This window comes from Wolbachia endosymbiont (group A) of Epistrophe grossularia, assembly GCF_947251435.1.
Taxonomy (GTDB): Bacteria; Pseudomonadota; Alphaproteobacteria; order Rickettsiales; family Anaplasmataceae; genus Wolbachia; species Wolbachia pipientis.
In genome coordinates this window covers 1,146,133-1,164,428 of sequence record NZ_OX366363.1, presented here as the reverse complement: position 1 = coordinate 1,164,428, position 18,296 = coordinate 1,146,133, and the positions used below count along the sequence as shown (strand labels likewise).

The 18,296-nt window shown below is 34.6% G+C and carries 20 protein-coding genes and 1 tRNA gene; 11 read left to right on the top strand and 10 right to left on the bottom strand.

The genetic code is table 11. The features are described from left to right. The first annotated feature begins 47 nt into the window (after positions 1-47). From proS to OPR28_RS05760, 4 genes are all read left to right on the top strand, one after another. The gene (proS, locus tag OPR28_RS05775; protein ID WP_265023676.1) at positions 48-1,316 is read left to right on the top strand and encodes a proline--tRNA ligase; all 1,269 of its coding nucleotides are present in this window, start codon (positions 48-50) and stop codon (positions 1,314-1,316) included. Continuing rightward, a complete protein-coding gene (locus OPR28_RS05770) occupies positions 1,313-1,684 on the top strand; it encodes a holo-[acyl-carrier-protein] synthase (protein ID WP_010082456.1) in 372 nt (123 codons plus the stop codon). Before proS ends, OPR28_RS05770 begins: the two co-directional genes overlap by 4 nt. 11 nt (positions 1,685-1,695) lie before the next feature. Continuing rightward, positions 1,696-1,950: a hypothetical protein gene (locus tag OPR28_RS05765; protein ID WP_010962852.1), complete on the top strand. Its 255-nt coding sequence runs from the start codon at positions 1,696-1,698 to the stop codon at positions 1,948-1,950. A 114-nt stretch (positions 1,951-2,064) separates the two neighbouring features. Next, positions 2,065-3,561, top strand: a complete 1,497-nt coding sequence (locus OPR28_RS05760) for a proton-conducting transporter transmembrane domain-containing protein (RefSeq protein WP_010962853.1) — start codon at positions 2,065-2,067, stop codon at positions 3,559-3,561. Here the strand turns inward: OPR28_RS05760 and OPR28_RS05755 are convergent. The 5 genes from OPR28_RS05755 to OPR28_RS05735 form a co-directional block, all read right to left on the bottom strand. Then, positions 3,558-4,220 (bottom strand): hypothetical protein, encoded by a 663-nt coding sequence (locus OPR28_RS05755; protein WP_010082435.1) that lies wholly within the window; start codon positions 4,218-4,220, stop codon positions 3,558-3,560. The genes OPR28_RS05760 and OPR28_RS05755 overlap by 4 nt on opposite strands. Positions 4,221-4,288: 68 nt before the next feature. Then, a complete protein-coding gene (locus OPR28_RS05750; RefSeq protein WP_265023675.1) occupies positions 4,289-5,083 on the bottom strand; it encodes a hypothetical protein in 795 nt (264 codons plus the stop codon). Between the two features lie 73 nt (positions 5,084-5,156). Beyond that, the gene (locus OPR28_RS05745; RefSeq protein WP_038199127.1) at positions 5,157-5,978 is read right to left on the bottom strand and encodes an AAA family ATPase; all 822 of its coding nucleotides are present in this window, start codon (positions 5,976-5,978) and stop codon (positions 5,157-5,159) included. A gap of 17 nt (positions 5,979-5,995) precedes the next feature. Further along, positions 5,996-6,583, bottom strand: a complete 588-nt coding sequence (locus tag OPR28_RS05740) for an L-threonylcarbamoyladenylate synthase (RefSeq protein WP_006280292.1) — start codon at positions 6,581-6,583, stop codon at positions 5,996-5,998. A 118-nt stretch (positions 6,584-6,701) separates the two neighbouring features. Next, entirely contained in the window at positions 6,702-7,172 is a 471-nt protein-coding gene (locus OPR28_RS05735; RefSeq protein WP_010082479.1) for a hypothetical protein, read from the bottom strand. 75 nt (positions 7,173-7,247) lie between these two features. On the opposite strand from OPR28_RS05735, the gene miaA reads away from it, so the two are divergent. Further along, positions 7,248-8,141, top strand: coding sequence for a tRNA (adenosine(37)-N6)-dimethylallyltransferase MiaA (miaA, locus tag OPR28_RS05730; RefSeq protein WP_264329657.1), 894 nt, complete (start codon positions 7,248-7,250; stop codon positions 8,139-8,141). 12 nt (positions 8,142-8,153) lie between these two features. Here the strand turns inward: miaA and OPR28_RS05725 are convergent, their stop codons facing one another. Further along, a complete protein-coding gene (locus OPR28_RS05725) occupies positions 8,154-8,951 on the bottom strand; it encodes a hypothetical protein (protein ID WP_209472619.1) in 798 nt (265 codons plus the stop codon). 296 nt (positions 8,952-9,247) lie between these two features. On the opposite strand from OPR28_RS05725, the gene recG reads away from it, so the two are divergent. The 3 genes from recG (at position 9,248) to OPR28_RS05710 (ending at position 12,622) form a co-directional block, all read left to right on the top strand. Continuing rightward, positions 9,248-11,269: an ATP-dependent DNA helicase RecG gene (gene recG / locus OPR28_RS05720; RefSeq protein ID WP_265023674.1), complete on the top strand. Its 2,022-nt coding sequence runs from the start codon at positions 9,248-9,250 to the stop codon at positions 11,267-11,269. Between the two features lie 607 nt (positions 11,270-11,876). Then, positions 11,877-12,065 (top strand): hypothetical protein, encoded by a 189-nt coding sequence (locus OPR28_RS05715; protein WP_265023673.1) that lies wholly within the window; start codon positions 11,877-11,879, stop codon positions 12,063-12,065. A gap of 269 nt (positions 12,066-12,334) precedes the next feature. Beyond that, on the top strand, positions 12,335-12,622 hold the full coding sequence (locus tag OPR28_RS05710) for a hypothetical protein (RefSeq protein WP_010962862.1): 288 nt from the start codon (positions 12,335-12,337) through the stop codon (positions 12,620-12,622). A gap of 15 nt (positions 12,623-12,637) precedes the next feature. On the opposite strand, the gene OPR28_RS05705 is transcribed toward OPR28_RS05710, so the two are convergent. The 4 genes from OPR28_RS05705 to walE1 form a co-directional block, all read right to left on the bottom strand. After that, positions 12,638-13,030 (bottom strand): hypothetical protein, encoded by a 393-nt coding sequence (locus OPR28_RS05705; RefSeq protein WP_265023672.1) that lies wholly within the window; start codon positions 13,028-13,030, stop codon positions 12,638-12,640. 201 nt (positions 13,031-13,231) lie between these two features. Next, positions 13,232-13,306: transfer RNA gene (locus tag OPR28_RS05700), tRNA-Gln, on the bottom strand. After that, positions 13,297-13,632 carry a divalent-cation tolerance protein CutA gene (gene cutA, locus OPR28_RS05695; protein ID WP_253303679.1) on the bottom strand — a complete coding sequence of 112 codons (336 nt, stop codon included), beginning with the start codon at positions 13,630-13,632 and terminating at the stop codon, positions 13,297-13,299. Before cutA ends, OPR28_RS05700 begins: the two co-directional genes overlap by 10 nt. 773 nt (positions 13,633-14,405) lie before the next feature. Beyond that, on the bottom strand, positions 14,406-15,932 hold the full coding sequence (walE1, locus tag OPR28_RS05690; protein ID WP_265023671.1) for an actin bundler: 1,527 nt from the start codon (positions 15,930-15,932) through the stop codon (positions 14,406-14,408). Positions 15,933-16,087: 155 nt separating this feature from the next. On the opposite strand from walE1, the gene OPR28_RS05685 reads away from it, so the two are divergent. The 3 genes from OPR28_RS05685 to hflC all read left to right on the top strand — a co-directional run bounded on the left by OPR28_RS05685 (position 16,088) and on the right by hflC (position 18,295). Then, on the top strand, positions 16,088-16,303 hold the full coding sequence (locus tag OPR28_RS05685; RefSeq protein WP_065094531.1) for a hypothetical protein: 216 nt from the start codon (positions 16,088-16,090) through the stop codon (positions 16,301-16,303). Positions 16,304-16,385: 82 nt separating this feature from the next. Continuing rightward, positions 16,386-17,420: an FtsH protease activity modulator HflK gene (gene hflK, locus OPR28_RS05680; RefSeq protein WP_010962866.1), complete on the top strand. Its 1,035-nt coding sequence runs from the start codon at positions 16,386-16,388 to the stop codon at positions 17,418-17,420. 2 nt (positions 17,421-17,422) lie between these two features. Further along, positions 17,423-18,295 (top strand): protease modulator HflC, encoded by an 873-nt coding sequence (gene hflC, locus OPR28_RS05675; protein WP_182319521.1) that lies wholly within the window; start codon positions 17,423-17,425, stop codon positions 18,293-18,295. Position 18,296 lies beyond the last annotated feature (1 nt).

The following is an 18,296-nucleotide window of genomic DNA, read 5'->3' as shown; positions in this document are numbered from 1 at the left end:
ACAGGTCTGATTGTATTAAGATTACTTAATACAATCAGATCTATTATATGCGCTTATCCAAATATTACCTGCCAACTCTAAAGGAAAAGCCTGCCCATGCTAAAATTATCTCCCATCAATATTCTTTGCGTGCAGGTTTAATAAAGCAGATAGCATCTGGCATCTATACGTGGTTACCACTTGGTCTCTTAGTGCTTAAGAATATTGAAGATATTATCAGAGATGAAATGAACAAATCCGGTGCTATTGAAGCATTAATGCCTTGTGTGCAACCAGCAAGTCTTTGGCGAGAATCAGGGCGTTACGATGATTACGGTAAGGAAATGCTACGCATAAAGGATAGGCATGAGGAAGATATGCTTTTTGGTCCAACGCATGAGGAGATAGCAACTGATTTAATTAGAGATGTGGTAAAAAGTTACAAAGATTTGCCACTTTGTTTATACCAAATTCAATGGAAATTCCGTGATGAGGTAAGACCACGTTATGGTGTTATGAGGGGCAGGGAATTTTTGATGAAGGATGCATACAGTTTTGATGTAGATTACGAAGGTGCACTGAATTCATATAATTTGATGTACAAAACTTACATAAAAATCTTCAAACGCATGGGATTTACTCCAATTGGAGTTCGAGCTGATACGGGGCCAATTGGAGGAAATTTGAGCCACGAGTTTCATATATTGGCAAACACTGGTGAGAGCACTTTATATTATGACAATAAATTTTCTGAACTACTAGAGAGTGAAGATATTGAAAGTTTAAAGAGTATATACGCAGTTGCAGATGATATGCATGATCCTGAGACTTGCCCTATATCACAAGAGCAGTTAAATGTTAGTAAAGGTATTGAAATAGGGCATATTTTTTATTTTGGCGACAAATATTCAAAGCCTATGAAGGCAAGTGTTACTTCTCAAGATGGAAAAAATGTCAATATACATATGGGTTCGTATGGCATTGGGGTTTCAAGACTTGTTGGTGCGATAATAGAAGCTTTTCATGATGATAAGGGAATTATCTGGCCGGAGGAGGTAGCTCCTTTCAGAATTGGTTTAATCAATTTACAAATGAAAGTAACGGAGGCTGCAGATAAAATATACAAAGCTTTGAAGAGCGATGAAGTGCTTTACGATGATACGGAAGGGAGTGTAGGAGTAAAATTTTCTAGAATGGATCTGATAGGCTTGCCGTGGCAAATAATTGTCGGAAAGAAAGCAGTAAGTGAAAATATAGTTGAAGTAAAAAATAGAGCAACTGGAGAGGTAAAGGAAATGCAGATTGAGGAAGCAATAAATCACTTTAGCGCAAAATGATACACGGTATCGGCACTGACATAGTATATATACCAAGAATATTGAGAATATTACAAAAATACGGGGAAAAATTTCTCAATAGAATCTACACTGAAAAGGAAATAGAGCTAAGTAGAAAGTATAATAGTCAAGAAATGCGAGCAAGGTATTTTGCTAAACGCTTTGCAGCAAAAGAAGCTTTTGTTAAAGCACGAGGTAGTGGTCAGGGTATTACAATGAAAGATATAGAAATATACAATGATGTAAGAGGCAAGCCATATCTTACCGTTAGCAAGGATTTTATCTCCAAAATTCATCTTTCTTTAAGTGACGATGGAGATTACGCTACTGCATTTGTTGTAATTTGCGTCTATAGCTCACACAGATAAAGTTTACTCTTTTGTCATCTTATGGCTTACTGTATGAACATTCATTTTTAAAGGTAAACTGCACAGCAAATGGTCAGTGCTTGACACTGTCCTCCTTTGTCATCCCAGTGCCCAGACACTGGTTTTCTGCAATCTCATCGAAAACGTTTTTCTATGCTAGTTTGCTTGCTCACAAGCAAACTTTCCTGGATCCAAGTAGTCAGGGCACTGGGATGACATCTTTGTTGTGTTTAACAAAAACAAATGTTCGTACAGTTGTGGAATGAATCGCAGTATAGCTATAGCATACACAAACGACTAGTTTGCCAAAAAAACATAGCGGTTTTTCTATGATTTTAGTATAATTCTAGCTTTACCTAAACAAAAAGATGAATTATTTAATGGACTGTGTTTTAACGTCTCTTTCCTTACCATTTTCAATTACTGAGAATTATTTATTAATTACTGCGTTGATTCCACTTTTAAGTGCGTTAGTTATTTTTTTTACTGGTAAATGGCCCGGAGTGAACAATAGTATTACTGTCACTTCTTCTGTACTTCTGTTTACGTATACGTGTCTGTGCACTTTATATTGGGTATATGGTGATCATTCTCAATTTATTCTCATGGATTTTGGTAATAATTTGCACATTAGTTTAAAGCTAGAGTCTACCGGAGTAATATTCAGTTTATTAATATCGTTTTTATGGGTGCTGACCAGTATATATGCAATATGTTATATGCAGAATAACTATGCTGATAGCAATCACTCAAGTTTTCTATGCTTTTTTTCAATATCGATTGGCTGTGCAATGTTTATTGCTTTTTCTGGAGACTTGCTCACTACATTTGTCTTTTATGAGCTTCTAACTATTAGTACATACCCTCTGGTTACTTACAACTCAACAAATGAATCAATGATTGCAGGACGCTATTACTTTGGCGTGCTATTTTTCTCTTCTTTGGTATTATTTTTTCCTGCAATAGGCCTTTTATATCATGAATTTCATACTTTAGACTTTGTAAGCGGTGGAATATTCAAATTTGATACTTCACTCATCACTTTCATTGCAGTGTGTTTTGCTATGCTGATTTACGGAATAGGAAAAGCTGCATTAATGCCAATGCATTTTTGGTTACCAAAAGCAATGGTTGCACCAACTCCTGTGAGTGCACTACTGCACGCTGTTGCTGTTGTGAAATCCGGAGTTTTCATCATCATAAAAGTTATATTATACACTTTCGGCGTCGATAATATGCAACGTTTTGTGCAGCAAAATTGGTTTGCTGGAGGGTGGCTTCCGTACGCTGCTGGATTTACTATTATTACTGCATCATTGATTGCACTAAAGCAAAAAGAATTAAAGAAATTGCTTGCTTACTCTACCATCTCTCAATTGTCGTATATTATATTATTCGCTTCAATTTTTAGTGATCTCAGCATGAGGGTTGCAATTTTTCAATTAGTTTGCCACGCATTTGCAAAAATCACTTTGTTTTTCGTTGCCGGAGCAATAATAACGAGAGCAGGTGAGAAATATATAGATAAGATTTACGGTATAGGACGCAGTATGCCAATTAGCATGACAGCATTTGCTATAGGTGCATTGTCTATGATAGGGGTGCCGCCTGCTCCGACTTTTTGGGGTAAATTTCTCATTTTTCAAGCTGTTTTCAACTCTGGCAATGTAATACTTTCTGTGTTTGTAACTCTAGTGTTAATTGTTAGTACTATACTCAACGCTCTGTACTTTTTACCGATAATTTACAACGCCTTTTTCTTAAAACCTTCTCAGAATTACTTTATTAAAAAAACACCAATTCTTCTAGTTTTACCTCCAGTTATTACTGCTATGTGCACTTTGGTTATTTTTTTTAGCTACCAAGTAATATTTTAAAATCTGTATTTATAACCATTAACAATAAATTTAAATGGTATTATACCAGCCAGAGTTGCTTTTATATTCGACAAAGTGAAGCTAATCTCCACAGTATCCTCCTTATTTTGCTCGGTTGTAAAAACTACAGTAGCATTTCCAGCAAATGTAACTAAGTCCTTGGTCGATCGATCAATAGATAATGTTATTACATTTATGTTGGCGATTTTTCTTTTAGATAAAGACAAATTACCAGCTTCATTATTCGTTTTTTCCTGAAAGCCTTGATAGATTTTATGTATAGAATTGTTTCTTATAAAATTTTCTTGGTACTTCGGTTCAACGATCTTAATGGACTCGTATATTTCAATGTATTTACTTATTAAGTACCTCGCTGTGGAAGTGTATTCATCTTCCTTTTTACTGAAACTAAGCTTATGCATTGCAGAGAACTCATCTTCTGTGTGGTTCATATACTTCACAAAATTTAAATCTTTTTTAATAGGAAATAACAGGTATATGTTTAATGTTAATAAACATAAGCATACTAGGAGAAGCGATACTATTAATGCCATCCAAGATCTTTCTGCTACACAAAACAGATACCTATGGCAGTACCATTCGACTGCTTTACTGAAATAACTTTTGTTTTTTACTGATTCAAGCAATTTATCTTCCATAACACAATACTACCAGACCTAATCGGATCATTATAATAACAATAAGCTTAGATACTCTAAAAAAAACTTTAAAATATGTCTAAATTTTCCCAAATAGGATGAATGATTATATCACCTTGTTCTGCAATGAGGTAGAATTTATCGATTTTGCTCACATCTATATTTATCATTTTTACACTGAAATTTTCAGGATCATAAGTATTACTTTCTACACTTTTGTGATAATTATAATAATGTAATTTATTTTGATCATCAAAATAACCAAATTCATCAGCAAAGGTTCCCACTTTTCTACCTTTACCACTTTTGACTAGCTCAAATAGATCAATTACATGGTTTTGGGATCCAGGCTCAATAGGCCCTTCTGCAGCAAAAAATTTAGGTGCATGACCAATGTATTCCTTAAATTTTAGATTATGAGTCTTTCTTACACTACCAAAATCCACAAATTTATATTCATCTGAAATACCAGAATATTGTGGATCATACTTTTTATATTCAAAAAACTCATTACCTAAAAAATTACAAAACGTTAATTTATAATTATCATGATCGGATTTTACGACTTTAAGGTAATGAAAATCTCCAGGAATCTTTACTTCCTCTTCCGTAATATGATTACGTACAACAAGCTCACCATTTAGCATATGATAGCCAATTTTTGGCAAAGTAGCTATATTGATTGTCTTGTTTAGCTTAAAATTTGCTTCATAAATGCCACTTAACAACTCCTTTCCTTTTTCTAGGGTTATGTCTTGATCTGAAGCTATATTCTTAATTAAGCTTAATTTTTTCTGCATGTTCAATATGGCTTTCGTCAAAACTTCTATTGATTGCCATACAGTTAATTTATTATCAGTCAAATTATATACTTCGAGTATTAAATTAACAGAATTTTATCATGAATTTATGTTAAAAGTATTATACTTTGTAAACTTATGTCATGATATTAACTACATTAGCTAAAACATGCTTTTTATCTAAGTGGAGTTGCTTTGCGGCAACGAAAAGTTCATCTATTTTTTTCCACTGACTTAGCAGAATTTCAACACCATTTACCTCTCTCTTTATGCTTTCTAAAATGAAGGCCTGAATTATATATGATGCTAGTTCTAGTTCGATTTCGCTATTAATTACTTTATTAATCATATTGGGATTCTTTAAATCATGAAGAAATTTATAAAAGCATTTGTATGCTTCATAAGCATCACTACTTATTGTATTTATTATCATTCCTGGCATTCCAGGAAATAAAGTAATCATTTCGTCAAACGTTTGATTATCAAATTTACATTGAGATGAAGCAACTTGCTTTGTTTCATCATAAGTTAATGGGAGTAAATTTAGCTGAAAGCACCTACACCGGATAGTGGTTTGTATATCATATGGCTTATGGCTAATTATAAATATCTTAGAATTTTTTGGCGGCTCTTCTAATATTTTCAATATTGCGTTTTTAGCGTTATTAGTCATTGCCTCTAAGCTATCTATTATAGCTATTTTGTGTTCTGATTGAATGGGACTTAAGTGTAGAAAGTTTTTCATTTCTCTGACTTTTTCTATTCCGATAGTATCACCTTCAACAATGTGTAAGTCCAATGCTACTTCATTATAGTTTTTTATGAGTAACCAATTGGAGAAGGATTTTGCAAGTGTTGCTTTTCCTATACCTTTTTTACCACAGATCAGCCAAGACTGAACAGATAAGTTGTTCATTATTTTTTTTTTGGCTTGGTTGTGGCCTATTACTTTTTTCATTCTTTCTCCTATAGATTTTAGTTTGAAAATGCGTTGTTTACTGTTTGTAATGAAATTGCACCTTCCCTTAAAACCTTAATCTTATCTTCGGTTAAGTCAATAATAGTAGATTCTATACCAGAAACTAGTTCGTCATCTTCAATCACTACAGATAAATGTTGCTTAATGGATTGTGGTATATCGTTTGCCTTACATACACTTTCTTTTCCTGAAATATTTGTACTAGTTGCAACTATTGGAACTTTCAGTTTGTTTAGTATTGAAATTGCAATAGGATGCTCAGGAATTCTGATACCTATACTATCTTTAAAGAATTCGTTTGGCAATATGTTGTTGTTTTTAAGTGGTAAAATATAGGTAATTGGTCCAGGAGAAAAGTGGTTTATTAAATCAATATATCTTTCCTTTACCTTTGCTATTTTTGTCAAATTGTAAATATCACTAACAAATATAGACAGTGGTTTATTTTGAGAGCGTTTCTTTATCTGATATATTTTTCCTATAGATTCATTATCTAGTGCATTACAAGCAAGAGCATACACTGTTTCTGTTGGAAAACACACTAATAAATTGTTCTGTATTGCATTTATTATTTTAGATACCATATAGCTAAAAACTTATTCATAACAACTAGATCAGTTTTGTTGCACTGTATCTTATATAGTAACTGCTAGTTTTTGTAAACGTAATGCAACGCAGCTTACCATTTGTTATGCAGATTTGCTACAACCCAAACTCTTCATTGACTTTATCAATTATTGCCTGTGGTGGATCCTCTCCCCATCCTGAATACAAAATCTCTCCATAGTCTGCAACATCTATAGAGCCAGTTCTGCTTTTTGCTAGAAACATTTCTCTTTTCTCTTTATCAACTAATACATAATGCCACGCTGATTTTCCACGATCTTTACCACGGACTAAGTATATAAGATCTGACCTACTTCTTTTTGTTGCATCAGCAAAAGATCTTTCATTGACAGTTCTGCTTTTACTTTTTATGCCGCCACTTTCAGAAAAAGCTTCCTTGGATTCGGTTTTTTTGCCTGCTAATTCAGAAATTTTTCCTTTTTCCCCTAATGCCCGTTCTTTGGTGTTTTGAGACGAATACTTACTGGAAAAACCTTCCCCTGTACCGCCAGGAGTCCTGTTTGTGAAACGCTTAGTAAATGAATTATTGTCGTTGTTTTCTGCCATAAAAATCTCCAAACTTTAGATTGTAGAATCCAAACTTTTACTACACTTTATCATATGTTAATTAAATTAATATAAATGAAAAATAATATAGTAATTATTACAGGAATTACGGCCTCAGGTAAATCAGAATTATGCGATAACCTGAGAGAAAAATATGGAAATATTAGTATAATAAATTGTGATTCAAAGCAGGTATACAAAGAAATTCCCATAATTACTGCTCAACCACTAAAGCAAGAAGAATTTTATAAATTATATGGTTATGTTTCAGCAAAAGAAAATTATTCCGTGGGTCTATGGTTAGAGGATTTAGAAAAAGAAGTTAATCACGCATTAGAAAATGCTCAAATACCTATCATCACTGGAGGAAGCGGGCTTTACATCAGCAGTTTAATCAAAGGCTTATCATCAATGCCACAAATAAGTCAGAAAGTAAGGAAAAATGTAAGCGAATTAAGGAAAAATTTAAGTAAAGAGGAGTTTTACAAATTAGTGCTAAGCAAAGATCCAAGGATTCAAGGTAAAGTATTCATGAATGACTCGCACCGCCTTTCAAGGGCACTTGAAGTTATCACTGAAACTGGCAAGTCGATTTTCGTATGGCAGAAAAATCGACAGCCTCCTTTATTCAATAATTTTAAGATATATACAATTTTGCCTAAACGTGAGGATGTATACCAAAAAATAAATTCTCGTTTTATCAAAATGATTGAAAATGGAGCAATTGATGAAGTAAAAAAGCTACTTAACATGAACCTAGCCCCACATTTGCCAGCTATGAAAGCACACGGAGTGCCAGAAATTATAAAGTACTTGAAAGGTGAGATTACTTTAGACGAAGCGATACAGATTGCTCAAACCAATACAAGACACTACGCGAAACGTCAGTATACTTGGTTTAAAAATCAATTTCCGAGTTCTAAAGTAATTGATTGTGCAAATAAGCTTACAGAGATTGAGATATCTTAATCATTATCAAGGCTAAGTCCTACCCTTATCGTGGGTAAGTGACTCTACACTGTTCACTTTCAGTTGCTTATCCAAGTCATGCTCTATTTTCAACTTAAATCCTAGCTTCTCGCAGAATTCGTAAAAATACTCCTTAATGACATCAAATAAATTTCTGCCATCAATTTTGTAATCTCTCAATTTTCGAGGAACAGTGAGCGACAATTTACCATCTTCATATGTTACATCTTTGTCACCTTGAGACTTAAGTGTGAATTCTAGCGAGCTATCCAATTTACATAATTCTTCTTCCAGTTCTGCAAAAGTGCGAACTGCAATTTTTTCTTCAATTCTGATTGCCGCATGACTTGGATCACTACAATTAATATGTGTTACATGATTAGACTGAAACAATAACCCATATGTTTCAGCTAAATGAAGGATAGGTCCTCCTTTACCATACAATGCACCCACATAAGCAGCCTGGTTACAATTAGTGATTAGTTCTTCTAGAATAGAATCATTTGGAACTTCTGCTTCAGCATATTCAAATAGCTCTGTAAAAACTTGTTTTACAAATTGGCGGTACTTATTTTTGTCATTTGAAATGAGGTTGGTATGTTTATTATATAATTCATCAACAAGCTCTTTTGTTATAACTTTGTTCTGAATAACAAGTTTCATTCTTGGAAGATCTACGTACATAGTTGCACCAGAATTCGCTTCAGCATTATCTTTACCAGCCCTCAACCTGCTAAAACCAAACTTTTCTGCTTGAGCTCTTAGTGTAACTATTGGATTTTCCTTTTCTTTTGGTGTAGAGCTGTTCATCATTAATACCTTGATATAGACTGCTAATGGTATAATAATACATAAAAATGATTAATAAGTTAATAAAATACCTACTATAAGCCCTATGATAGCAAATATAGTTAGGGGTAACTTAGGCTTACCGACGATTTTAAAAACAACAAATTCGTCATTCCGTTACGTGTTAGCGGCTGAGATACCGCGAATGAATCGCGGTATGACGTTAGAGAGCTGTGCTAGCTATAGTGCATACCTGACCATAAGGTGACAAGATTTTAAAAAGGCTCTATAACAGTTTTACACATGTATGAATCTCAATGAGCAATCAGATTTTTCTAAATAGCAGGCTGGAGAATATACCTAAGTTCCATTCCGCAATATTGCCTAAACTTTGTGGTGGGGACAAGGTGGTGGATCTGCTGTTTTATAAGCCACTTAGTTATGTGGATAGAAGCAAGTTACTATCTGATGCTCGAGTTGGAGAATTTACAACTTTCATTGCAAAAGTTTATGAACATCAGTCGCCCACTTTTAGAGGTAGACCATATAAAATAGTCGTTGAAAGTGAGAGTCAGTATATATTCATAGTCTTTTTTAATTACTCAGTTAAGTATTTATATAAACTATTTCCAATTGGAGCGAATGTGATCATCAGTGGCAAACTCGAAAAATTTGCTGAACATTGGCAAATTACTCATCCAGATTACGTGTCGCTTGACATCAACCAATTTAAAGAAATAGCTTGCATAGAGCCAGTTTACCAATTATGCCGTGGCATTACCAATAAGCGCATTGGGAACATAATAAGCTCTAATCTAAAGGAATTGCCTGATTTACCAGAGTGGATAGATGATACATTAATCAAGCAAAAAAAATGGTTAAGTTGGAGGGAAAGCATCATAAAGTTGCACAGACCAAGCTCATTGGTGGAAGCTGAGGTTTGTAGAAAAAGGCTTGCTTATGATGAATTGTTTGCGTATCAGCTAGCGCTGAAACTTGCAAGAAAAAATCATGTGAAAGAAAGGGGAAGAGAATTTATAATATTGAGTAAATACAAAGAGCAAGTTTTAAATGAATTGTCGTTTCAATTAACAAATGATCAAACTCGTGCAATAGATGAGATCTCAGAGAGACAAAAATCCAAGTATCGCATGATAAGCTTGCTGCAAGGTGATGTTGGTAGTGGCAAAACCGTAGTTGCACTTTTTGCAATGATAAATGTGGTAGAAAACAACATGCAGGCAGCTCTAATGGCACCGACTACTATCTTGGCGGAGCAACATTATAATTGGATTGAGGAAGTTTTATCCTGTACCGATATAAAAGTTGCGCTGCTTACTGGTAAAACTTCGCGCAAGGAAAGAAAGATTATCATGAACGAACTTGCAAGTGGTGTTTTAAATATAGTGATTGGCACTCATGCACTATTTCAAGCTAACGTTACATTTAAAAATTTAGGGCTTGCAGTCATAGACGAGCAACAGCGATTTGGAGTGATGCAGAGAAATCGCTTGGTAGGAAAAGGAGAAAATGCCGATATACTTTTCGTTACTGCAACTCCCATTCCAAGAACTTTGCAGCAAGCTATGTATGGTGACGTTGAATGTTCAATTTTGAAAGAAAAACCAAAATCCAGATTGCCAATAAAAACTGTAACTATGAACATTAGTAGGGTGCCAGATGTTATTGAAAAGCTAAAAGGTGCTATAAACAGGGGCGAAAAAGCATATTGGATTTGTCCATATATAGAAGAAAACGAAGAGACCAATATTGCTGCAGCAGAGATGCGTTTTCAGGAATCACAAAAAACATTTCTTGATAAAGTCGGGATAATACACGGAAAATTGACTCAGGAGCAGAAAGATCAAGTTATGTTTTCCTTCAAAAGGAATGAATTTTCTCTGCTTGTTGCAACCACTGTGATAGAAGTTGGTATAGATGTGCCAGATGCAACCATCATGATTATAGAAAATGCAGAGCAATTTGGGTTATCACAATTGCATCAGTTAAGAGGCAGAGTAGGACGAGGAAACAAGCCATCTTTTTGTGTATTATTATACGATAATTTAAGTAAAAGCTCGTCTTCAAAGTTAAAGATCATGTGTGAGTCACAGGATGGATTTTACATTGCTGAAAGGGATATGATGCTAAGAGGCAGTGGAGATATTTTAGGGACAAGGCAATCAGGATGTATGGAATTTAAATTTGCTGATTTATATCAGGACAAAGAGCTGCTCAATCTCGCGTATAATAACGCAAAAGGCGCAATGGCTGATTTTGAATTACTGCTTGATATATTTGAATATAGGAGTAGATTACATTTTTCAAAATTTCAGTAGGAAAACCAGGTAGCCCGCAGAAACGAAAAAACTTCCTTGACAAACCTCGCCAGCCCCCTTATCATGAAACTGAAGCTATTGTATTTGCTTTCGCCAATCTGCAGATTAAAAGGTAAGGATTACTTAATGTATCGGCGTCTTATGTTCAATTTTTTGCAGTATATAGATACTGTATGTCTTTACAAAACTTCATCTACATCTAGATTTTTATCTAAATAAGCTGAACGCGCTTATAAAGCGTTACAAGACATCAAAAAATGCCAATACTCGACAGAGATAGTAAAAGACTAGCTAACTCGGGGATTCTTTGTCTTTTTTTCTGCTTAGTAAATTTCTTAAACATTTGCAGCGTAAGTTAGTTGCAATTAAAAGCAGCTGAATTTCGCTTGTCAAGCGTTTAAAACATAAAAAACGCCAATATTTTAAAGCGGATAATAACCACGAGGCTTCTTTTGCCTTTTTTTTCATTTGGTAAATTTCTTAATGTTTATGGCTAAACGACAACCGTCATCCCGCTGCTTGTTAGCGGGATCTCTTGTTAGCGGCTGAGATACCGCGAATGAATCGCGGTATGACGTAGATTGCTGTCATTCCAGTGCTCCTTTTTTTGTCATCCAAGCAGCCTCCTATGGTGTCATCCCAGTGCCCAGACACTGGGATCCAGCATTTCATGCAATCCCATCAAGAACGTTGTATTTTACATAACACTTTTATGCTTACCAACCCAGTGTCCAATCAAAATTCCTGGATCCCAGTGTCTGGGCACTGGGATGACATCATAGGGACACTGGGATGACACCATAGGGGCACTGCCGTCATAAAGGAACCAGTGTCAGCTACTTGAATGACATCATAGGGGCGCTGGCCTGACAACCGTCATCCCGCTGCTTGTTAGCGCCGCGGCGGTATGACGGTCCGCTGCTTGTTAGCGAGATACCGCGAATGAATCGCGGTATGACGGTGTAATGACGGTTAAGTAATTCGTTATCCCGCTGCTTGTTAGCGGAATCTGCTGTGGCGACATAAACTCAAATCATTCAAATTTTAATCCAAAGAGGTATCATTATGTCAAACAACTTCAATTTTAAAGAATTTTTTAACCACTATGAAACAAATAGTACGTCAGATGATATACAAAGGTATTATTTGCTGTGGAAATCAGTAATAGCGCAGGCAATGATTGATGCAGCAAGTAACTGTAAAAAAACAGAAAGCTTGGTAGAAAAACGTAAGGCAATTTCTTGGTTGTCAGACTTTAGTCAAGATTTTGTGCACACATGTATATTGGCTGATTGTGATCCGGTATACGTAAAAAATAAAATACAGCCAACCTTAAAAAGCCTTACTAGATAAAGCCTTTTTATATACTTAATGAGGTTTACTCCTTTTACCGAAAAAAATATAATTCAATCTCCTATCTATAGTTGCCTCTATATCTTTGATTAATAGCTGCTTTATCATGTTTACTTTTCGCTTTGCATCTTGAGCTTGACGCTCATTGTTACCACTGTTATTGCTGTAATTATTCTTATCACTATAACTACTGCCACTTGGTTTGCTACTGTTACTGAACTCACTACCCTTTTTTCTTCTTGTGTTGAGTATCTGTATTATCTTTTCCTTTAAAAAGAACTTCCAGCCTATGCCAAGTAATAATTTATAGAGAAAATGCGGAGTAAGAAACGCCACTAATATTCGAATAGAAATTCCGTAACCGAGATCTTCCCTATTTTCATAATACCACTTGCAATATTGAAACAAACGGTAAAACGCATTTTTGAAAGAGCAAAATTCTACAGCATACCAAAAACCATTGCTGAGAAACATGAGCACAATGCTGAATGTGTAAAGATACATTGTGAAGAGAAACAGTTTCACAATTATATCTTTTAGACTACCTAATATATAATTCAATAATCTTAATTTATAGAAAAGTGATATCATTTCACACCCACTTCAATATGGCTGGGGTGGAAGGATTCGAACCTTCGCGTGGCGGTATCAAAAACCGCTGCCTTACCACTTGGCTACACCCCAATACTACTTACATCAATAACACTATTAGCCCAATTAGTAAAAGATTTATTTGCTTTTTCTATGGGCATCACAGCAATAGCTGGCTGATCATAAGAATGCATTGCTTCGATTTTTTCTACAATTTTATCAACTTGATCATTTTTGCTTTTCATAATTGCTACTATTTCACAACTACTGTTAATTTCACCCTTCCATAAATACAGAGAATTCACTTCAGGAAATATATTTACACATACAATTAATTTCTCGTTTAACAATTCTTCAGAAACAGTTTTAGCCTCCTCAAAATTTGAAAAAGTTGTATAAACCAAAACTAAATTATTCATTAGTAGCTACATAAATGCATTGCTACTATACTCTACCGAGATTTATTCATCAAGAGAAAATAACGCCAGCGCGTACTGTATGAACATTTGTTTGCAAAGGTAGTATGTTAAGTGTTATAGCTAGTTTGCCTCAAACGTAAAGGTGTCATCCCAGTGCCCCTGTGATGTCATTCCAGTGCTTGACACTGGAATCCAGTTTTCCATATAATCTCATCGAAAACGTTGTAACCACTTTCTATGCTAGTTTGCTTGTTTACAAGCAAACTTTCCTGGATCCCAGTGGGCTTTGTTGCATCGCTACTTATGAAAGGCTAACTATAGTTAGGATTATAAGCAACCTATTGAAAATCTTGTTTTTTTGCAATCAATCTGATCAAATTTAAGAATAGTAATTTGTTATTTATATTAATAAATTTAATTCTATTGAAAATAGCTAAAGCATTGAAATTCTTGAATTTTAGCCAGATTAGTGAGTGGTAGTGAAATTTCTTTTACTCAAATTTAGGTATTCACTGACCGTTCTTGTTATAAATACCAGAATAATAAGCTACTGATATTCTCCACCTTTTTTATCTTTAATCCATCATAGCTAGCGATGCAACAAAGCCATCCCAGTGTCAGCTACTCGGATGACACCTTTCCTAGCAGAGAAATCACAATGTTCATACGGTTGTACGCATACCGCTGGGATCTAGGATTTTTCTATAGTTTAAAAACAAAAAAAGGACGTTACTCATTGAGTAACATCCTTTTGGAGAAGGTAGAAGTTTTACTTATTGCACTGTTCCTGGAGTTGCTGTAGCTCTTGAGTTGACAGGTTCTGCACTAGGTTGATCTAGAGATGCGTGTCGTTTTGCCAACTTTTCTTCGAGTTCTCTGTCAAATTCTCCTTTTAAAGGAAGAACTTGTTTTCTTGTTAGCGTAGAAGAACCAGAACCCATTCCACTGTCAGTAGAATTACTGTGAGTGAGAGTTCTGTTACTCAAACTATCCAGGTTTTGCTCCACAATAGGATCACTGAGAACATCTTCACTGAAAGAACTTTGTCCATTTAAGTTAGTCAATGAGGCGCTTCTAGGTAGTTCTGGTGGAGCAACTGGAGTAAGCTTAGGAGTTAAGCTACTAGATGAATTGCTTCTACGGACTGTTGCAAAGTTCTGAGAATCTGAATCAGAGACAGTAGCAGTACTTTCAGTTCCTATAGAATTTAGTGAATTGCTTTTTGACAAGCTGTTAGATTGTTCAGAGCCTTTTCTTCCCAGTGAAGAGAATGATGATGACACAGACCTAGTTAAACTTTTGACAGAAGGCCTGTTAGCTTTTTTCTCTGCTCTGTCAAACATATTGCTTACGCTTGAGTACAAATGATTTTCTCTACATTCTTTAATAACCTTCTTAATTTCATCGTGATGTTCAGAGAAAACACTGTCGATGAAATAACTACCTTTAGGTAATGACCTTTGTGTTAACAAGTTATGCAAGCTTTTTTCATTTAAATTATTAATGAATTCTTTCTGTACTTGCCATCCAGAAGTATGTTCAATCTCCCCTGATTTTGCCTTCTCTGCCATTTTTAAATCAATTTCTGACGATATTCCAGAAAGTATATTTTTCACTAACCCAGAATTATTTCCTTTATCAGCAAAAATTGCTTTCATATCATTTCTTATTTCGTCAGATTTCTTAATTGCATCTGGAGTAAACCTTTTTACCTTATCTAAATAGTCCGTCTCACCAGATGCCTTATGGAACTTATTTGCCACTCCTTCGCCTACAAAACTAGCGCCTTTTTTCAGTGAATCTACTGAATGTTCATAACCTTCTTTCACCTTATCTTTAACATGCATAGCACCATCTCTAACTTTTCCGGCAGCGTATGTTGATGCGTCCTTAACTTTCCCAGCAGTATATTTCGCCCCATCAACTGTTTTTTCTGCTGACCACTTGAGCCCTTTATATCCAGATTGAACTGCTTTTACAGCGACTTTTACAGCGAAATATAAAGCAAGACCAACTATAGCACCCGGTATAGCAAGTGTTGCACCAACTGCCAAAAGTGGTAGTACTGCCGTAAATAACCCACTTGCTGTACTTACTACAAGAATCTTATCTCCTTGTTTCATCTTAGAGAATTCTGTATCTCCTTTTAACAGGTCAGTCATTCTTTCTTTTAGCTTCTTGTGATCATTAGCAATATCTGAATTTGGTAGATTTTGCATCGTTTTATTCAAATCAAAACTATCTTCTGGTTGGTTTTGTTGAGTTCCAACAGAATTTGAATTTTTTTCATTAGGTGACATTTTAAACCTCACTATTAATTAAATATATTATAATTGTATTCCTTGATTCTTAAGTTAGTGTTAAATTGATTGCCAGTATTTATTTGTCTTCAAATAATTTCGCTTGACGTGTTTTATGGTAGCGTAGAAAATTAGGTCAAGAAGCTGAAGCATTTATGAGGTATAGAAAAAGAACACTCATCTTTTTAGCTGTTATAACTTTAATAATAATGGTTTTATTATTCAGCTATCATTTCCATTTTCACGAAGACGTAGTGCACTTAAAGAGTGACAAAAAAGAATTCAAAAAAAAGCCAGAAAATTCCATAGAGTCAACCATACTACATAGAGAAAAGGAAGTGTACGATCATGTTTTCCATCCTGATGATTAATTTGTAAATAAAATAGCAATTTATGTTTGCATTTTCTTATTAAAGAAGTAATATTAGCGTATTAATTATAGAATCAATCATTATGTTTGATGATAATAATCCTTGGAATCTGGGAAAGAAACCGGTAGGGAACAAAACTCCTAATAATGAAGATATTTTAAGTAAAGCTGTATCTGATATAAGGTTCTTTCTTAATGGATTAACCAGAAACAGGGGCAAAAAACCTTATTTCATCATTTTCATTATTTTGCTGTTCTATGCTTGCACTGGCTTTTATATTGTCCATCCTAGTGAAGAAAGTATAGAACTTACCTTTGGTAAATATTCTAATACGGAAACACCTGGTTTGCGTTATCACTTCCCCTACCCTATTGGCAAGGTTTTTAAAGTGAACGTTAAGGAAGTAAATCGTGAAGAAATTGGGGTAAGTAGTTCTTATGGGCGAGATACAGATCGCGGTGAAGGCGTGATGCTAACTGGAGATGAAAATATAGTCAACGTTAACTTCGAGGTTCAATGGCGCGTTAGAGATGCTAAGGACTATTTATTCAAAGTGCGGGATTACAAACCCGGTTTCAGTGTTAAAAATGCTGCTGAAAGTGCCATGAGAGAAATAATAGGTAAAAACACGATCTCTTTTGCACTTGGTCAAGGCAGACCAGAAATTTCTAGAGATACTAGAATTCTATTGCAGCAGATTCTTGATGGATACCAAATGGGCATAGAGATTTTATCTGTTCAAATGAAAAAAATTGATCCACCAGAAAAAGTAATCAGTTCGTTTAGAGATGTACAAAGTGCTCGTGCAGACAAAGAGCGTACTATAAACGAAGCATATGCTTATAATAATGATATTATACCTCGAGCAAAGGGTGAAGCGATAAAGATAAAATTAGATGCACAAGCATATGAAAATGAAATAATAAATGAAGCAAAAGGTAATGCAAATCGCTTTTTATCTCTTTATGAGGAATATAGACAGAATCCTTCTCTCGTTAAGAATCGTATTTATCTTGAAACTATGGAAAATATTTTCAGTAAGGTAGACAAAGTTGTTGTAACTGATGATCTGAAAGGTATGTTTTCTTATTTACCTCTTACAAATTTAGGAAAATAACCATGAGTAGTAATATTAAAATTGTTTTTGTTTCTGTATTTGTTGTTTTATTGATTGTTTTATTTAATTCAATATTTGTTGTGCAAGAAACAAAGCAAGCGATAGTTATACAACTCGGTAAAGTTGTAAGAGATGTTAGGGAAAGTGGCTTATATTTTAAGTTACCATTCATAAATAGTGTAGAGTTTCTTGATAAAAGAGTTTTAGATTTAAGTCCTGATAAGATCCCAAGGGAAGTGATAACAGCGGATCAAAAACGTATTATAGTAGATGCATATGCAAAATATAAAATAACAAATCCTGTTATTTTTTACCAGGCTGTGAGGAATGAATCAGGGCTGGTTAGAAGATTATATCCGGTTATAGAAGCACACATAAGAGAAAATATAGGCAGATTTTCGTTGATTAGCTTGTTGAATGAAAAAAGATCAGAAGTTATGCAATTGATTCAGCGTGGAGTTTATTCTGAAGCTGAAAAATTTGGCATAGAAATAATAGACGTAAGAATTAAGAGAGCAGATTTACCAGAAGAAAATAGTTCTGCAATATTTCGCCGTATGCAAACTGAAAGGGAAAAAGAAGCAAAAGAAATTAGAGCAGAAGGAGAGCAAGCTGGGCAGGAAGTTAGATCAAAAGCTGATAAATTAAAAAGGGAAATTATCTCCAGTGCAGTAAAAGAATCGTACGAAATAAGGGGCCGTGGTTATGCTGAAGCAACTAGAATTTATAATGAGGCATTTAAGGTTGATGAAGAGTTCTTTAACTTTTATCGCTCTATGAGCGCTTACAGTAAATCATTTGCCGAAAATAATACTAAATTTGTACTTTCACCAAACAATAACTTTTTAGATATTTTAAATAAAGGATGGAAATAAT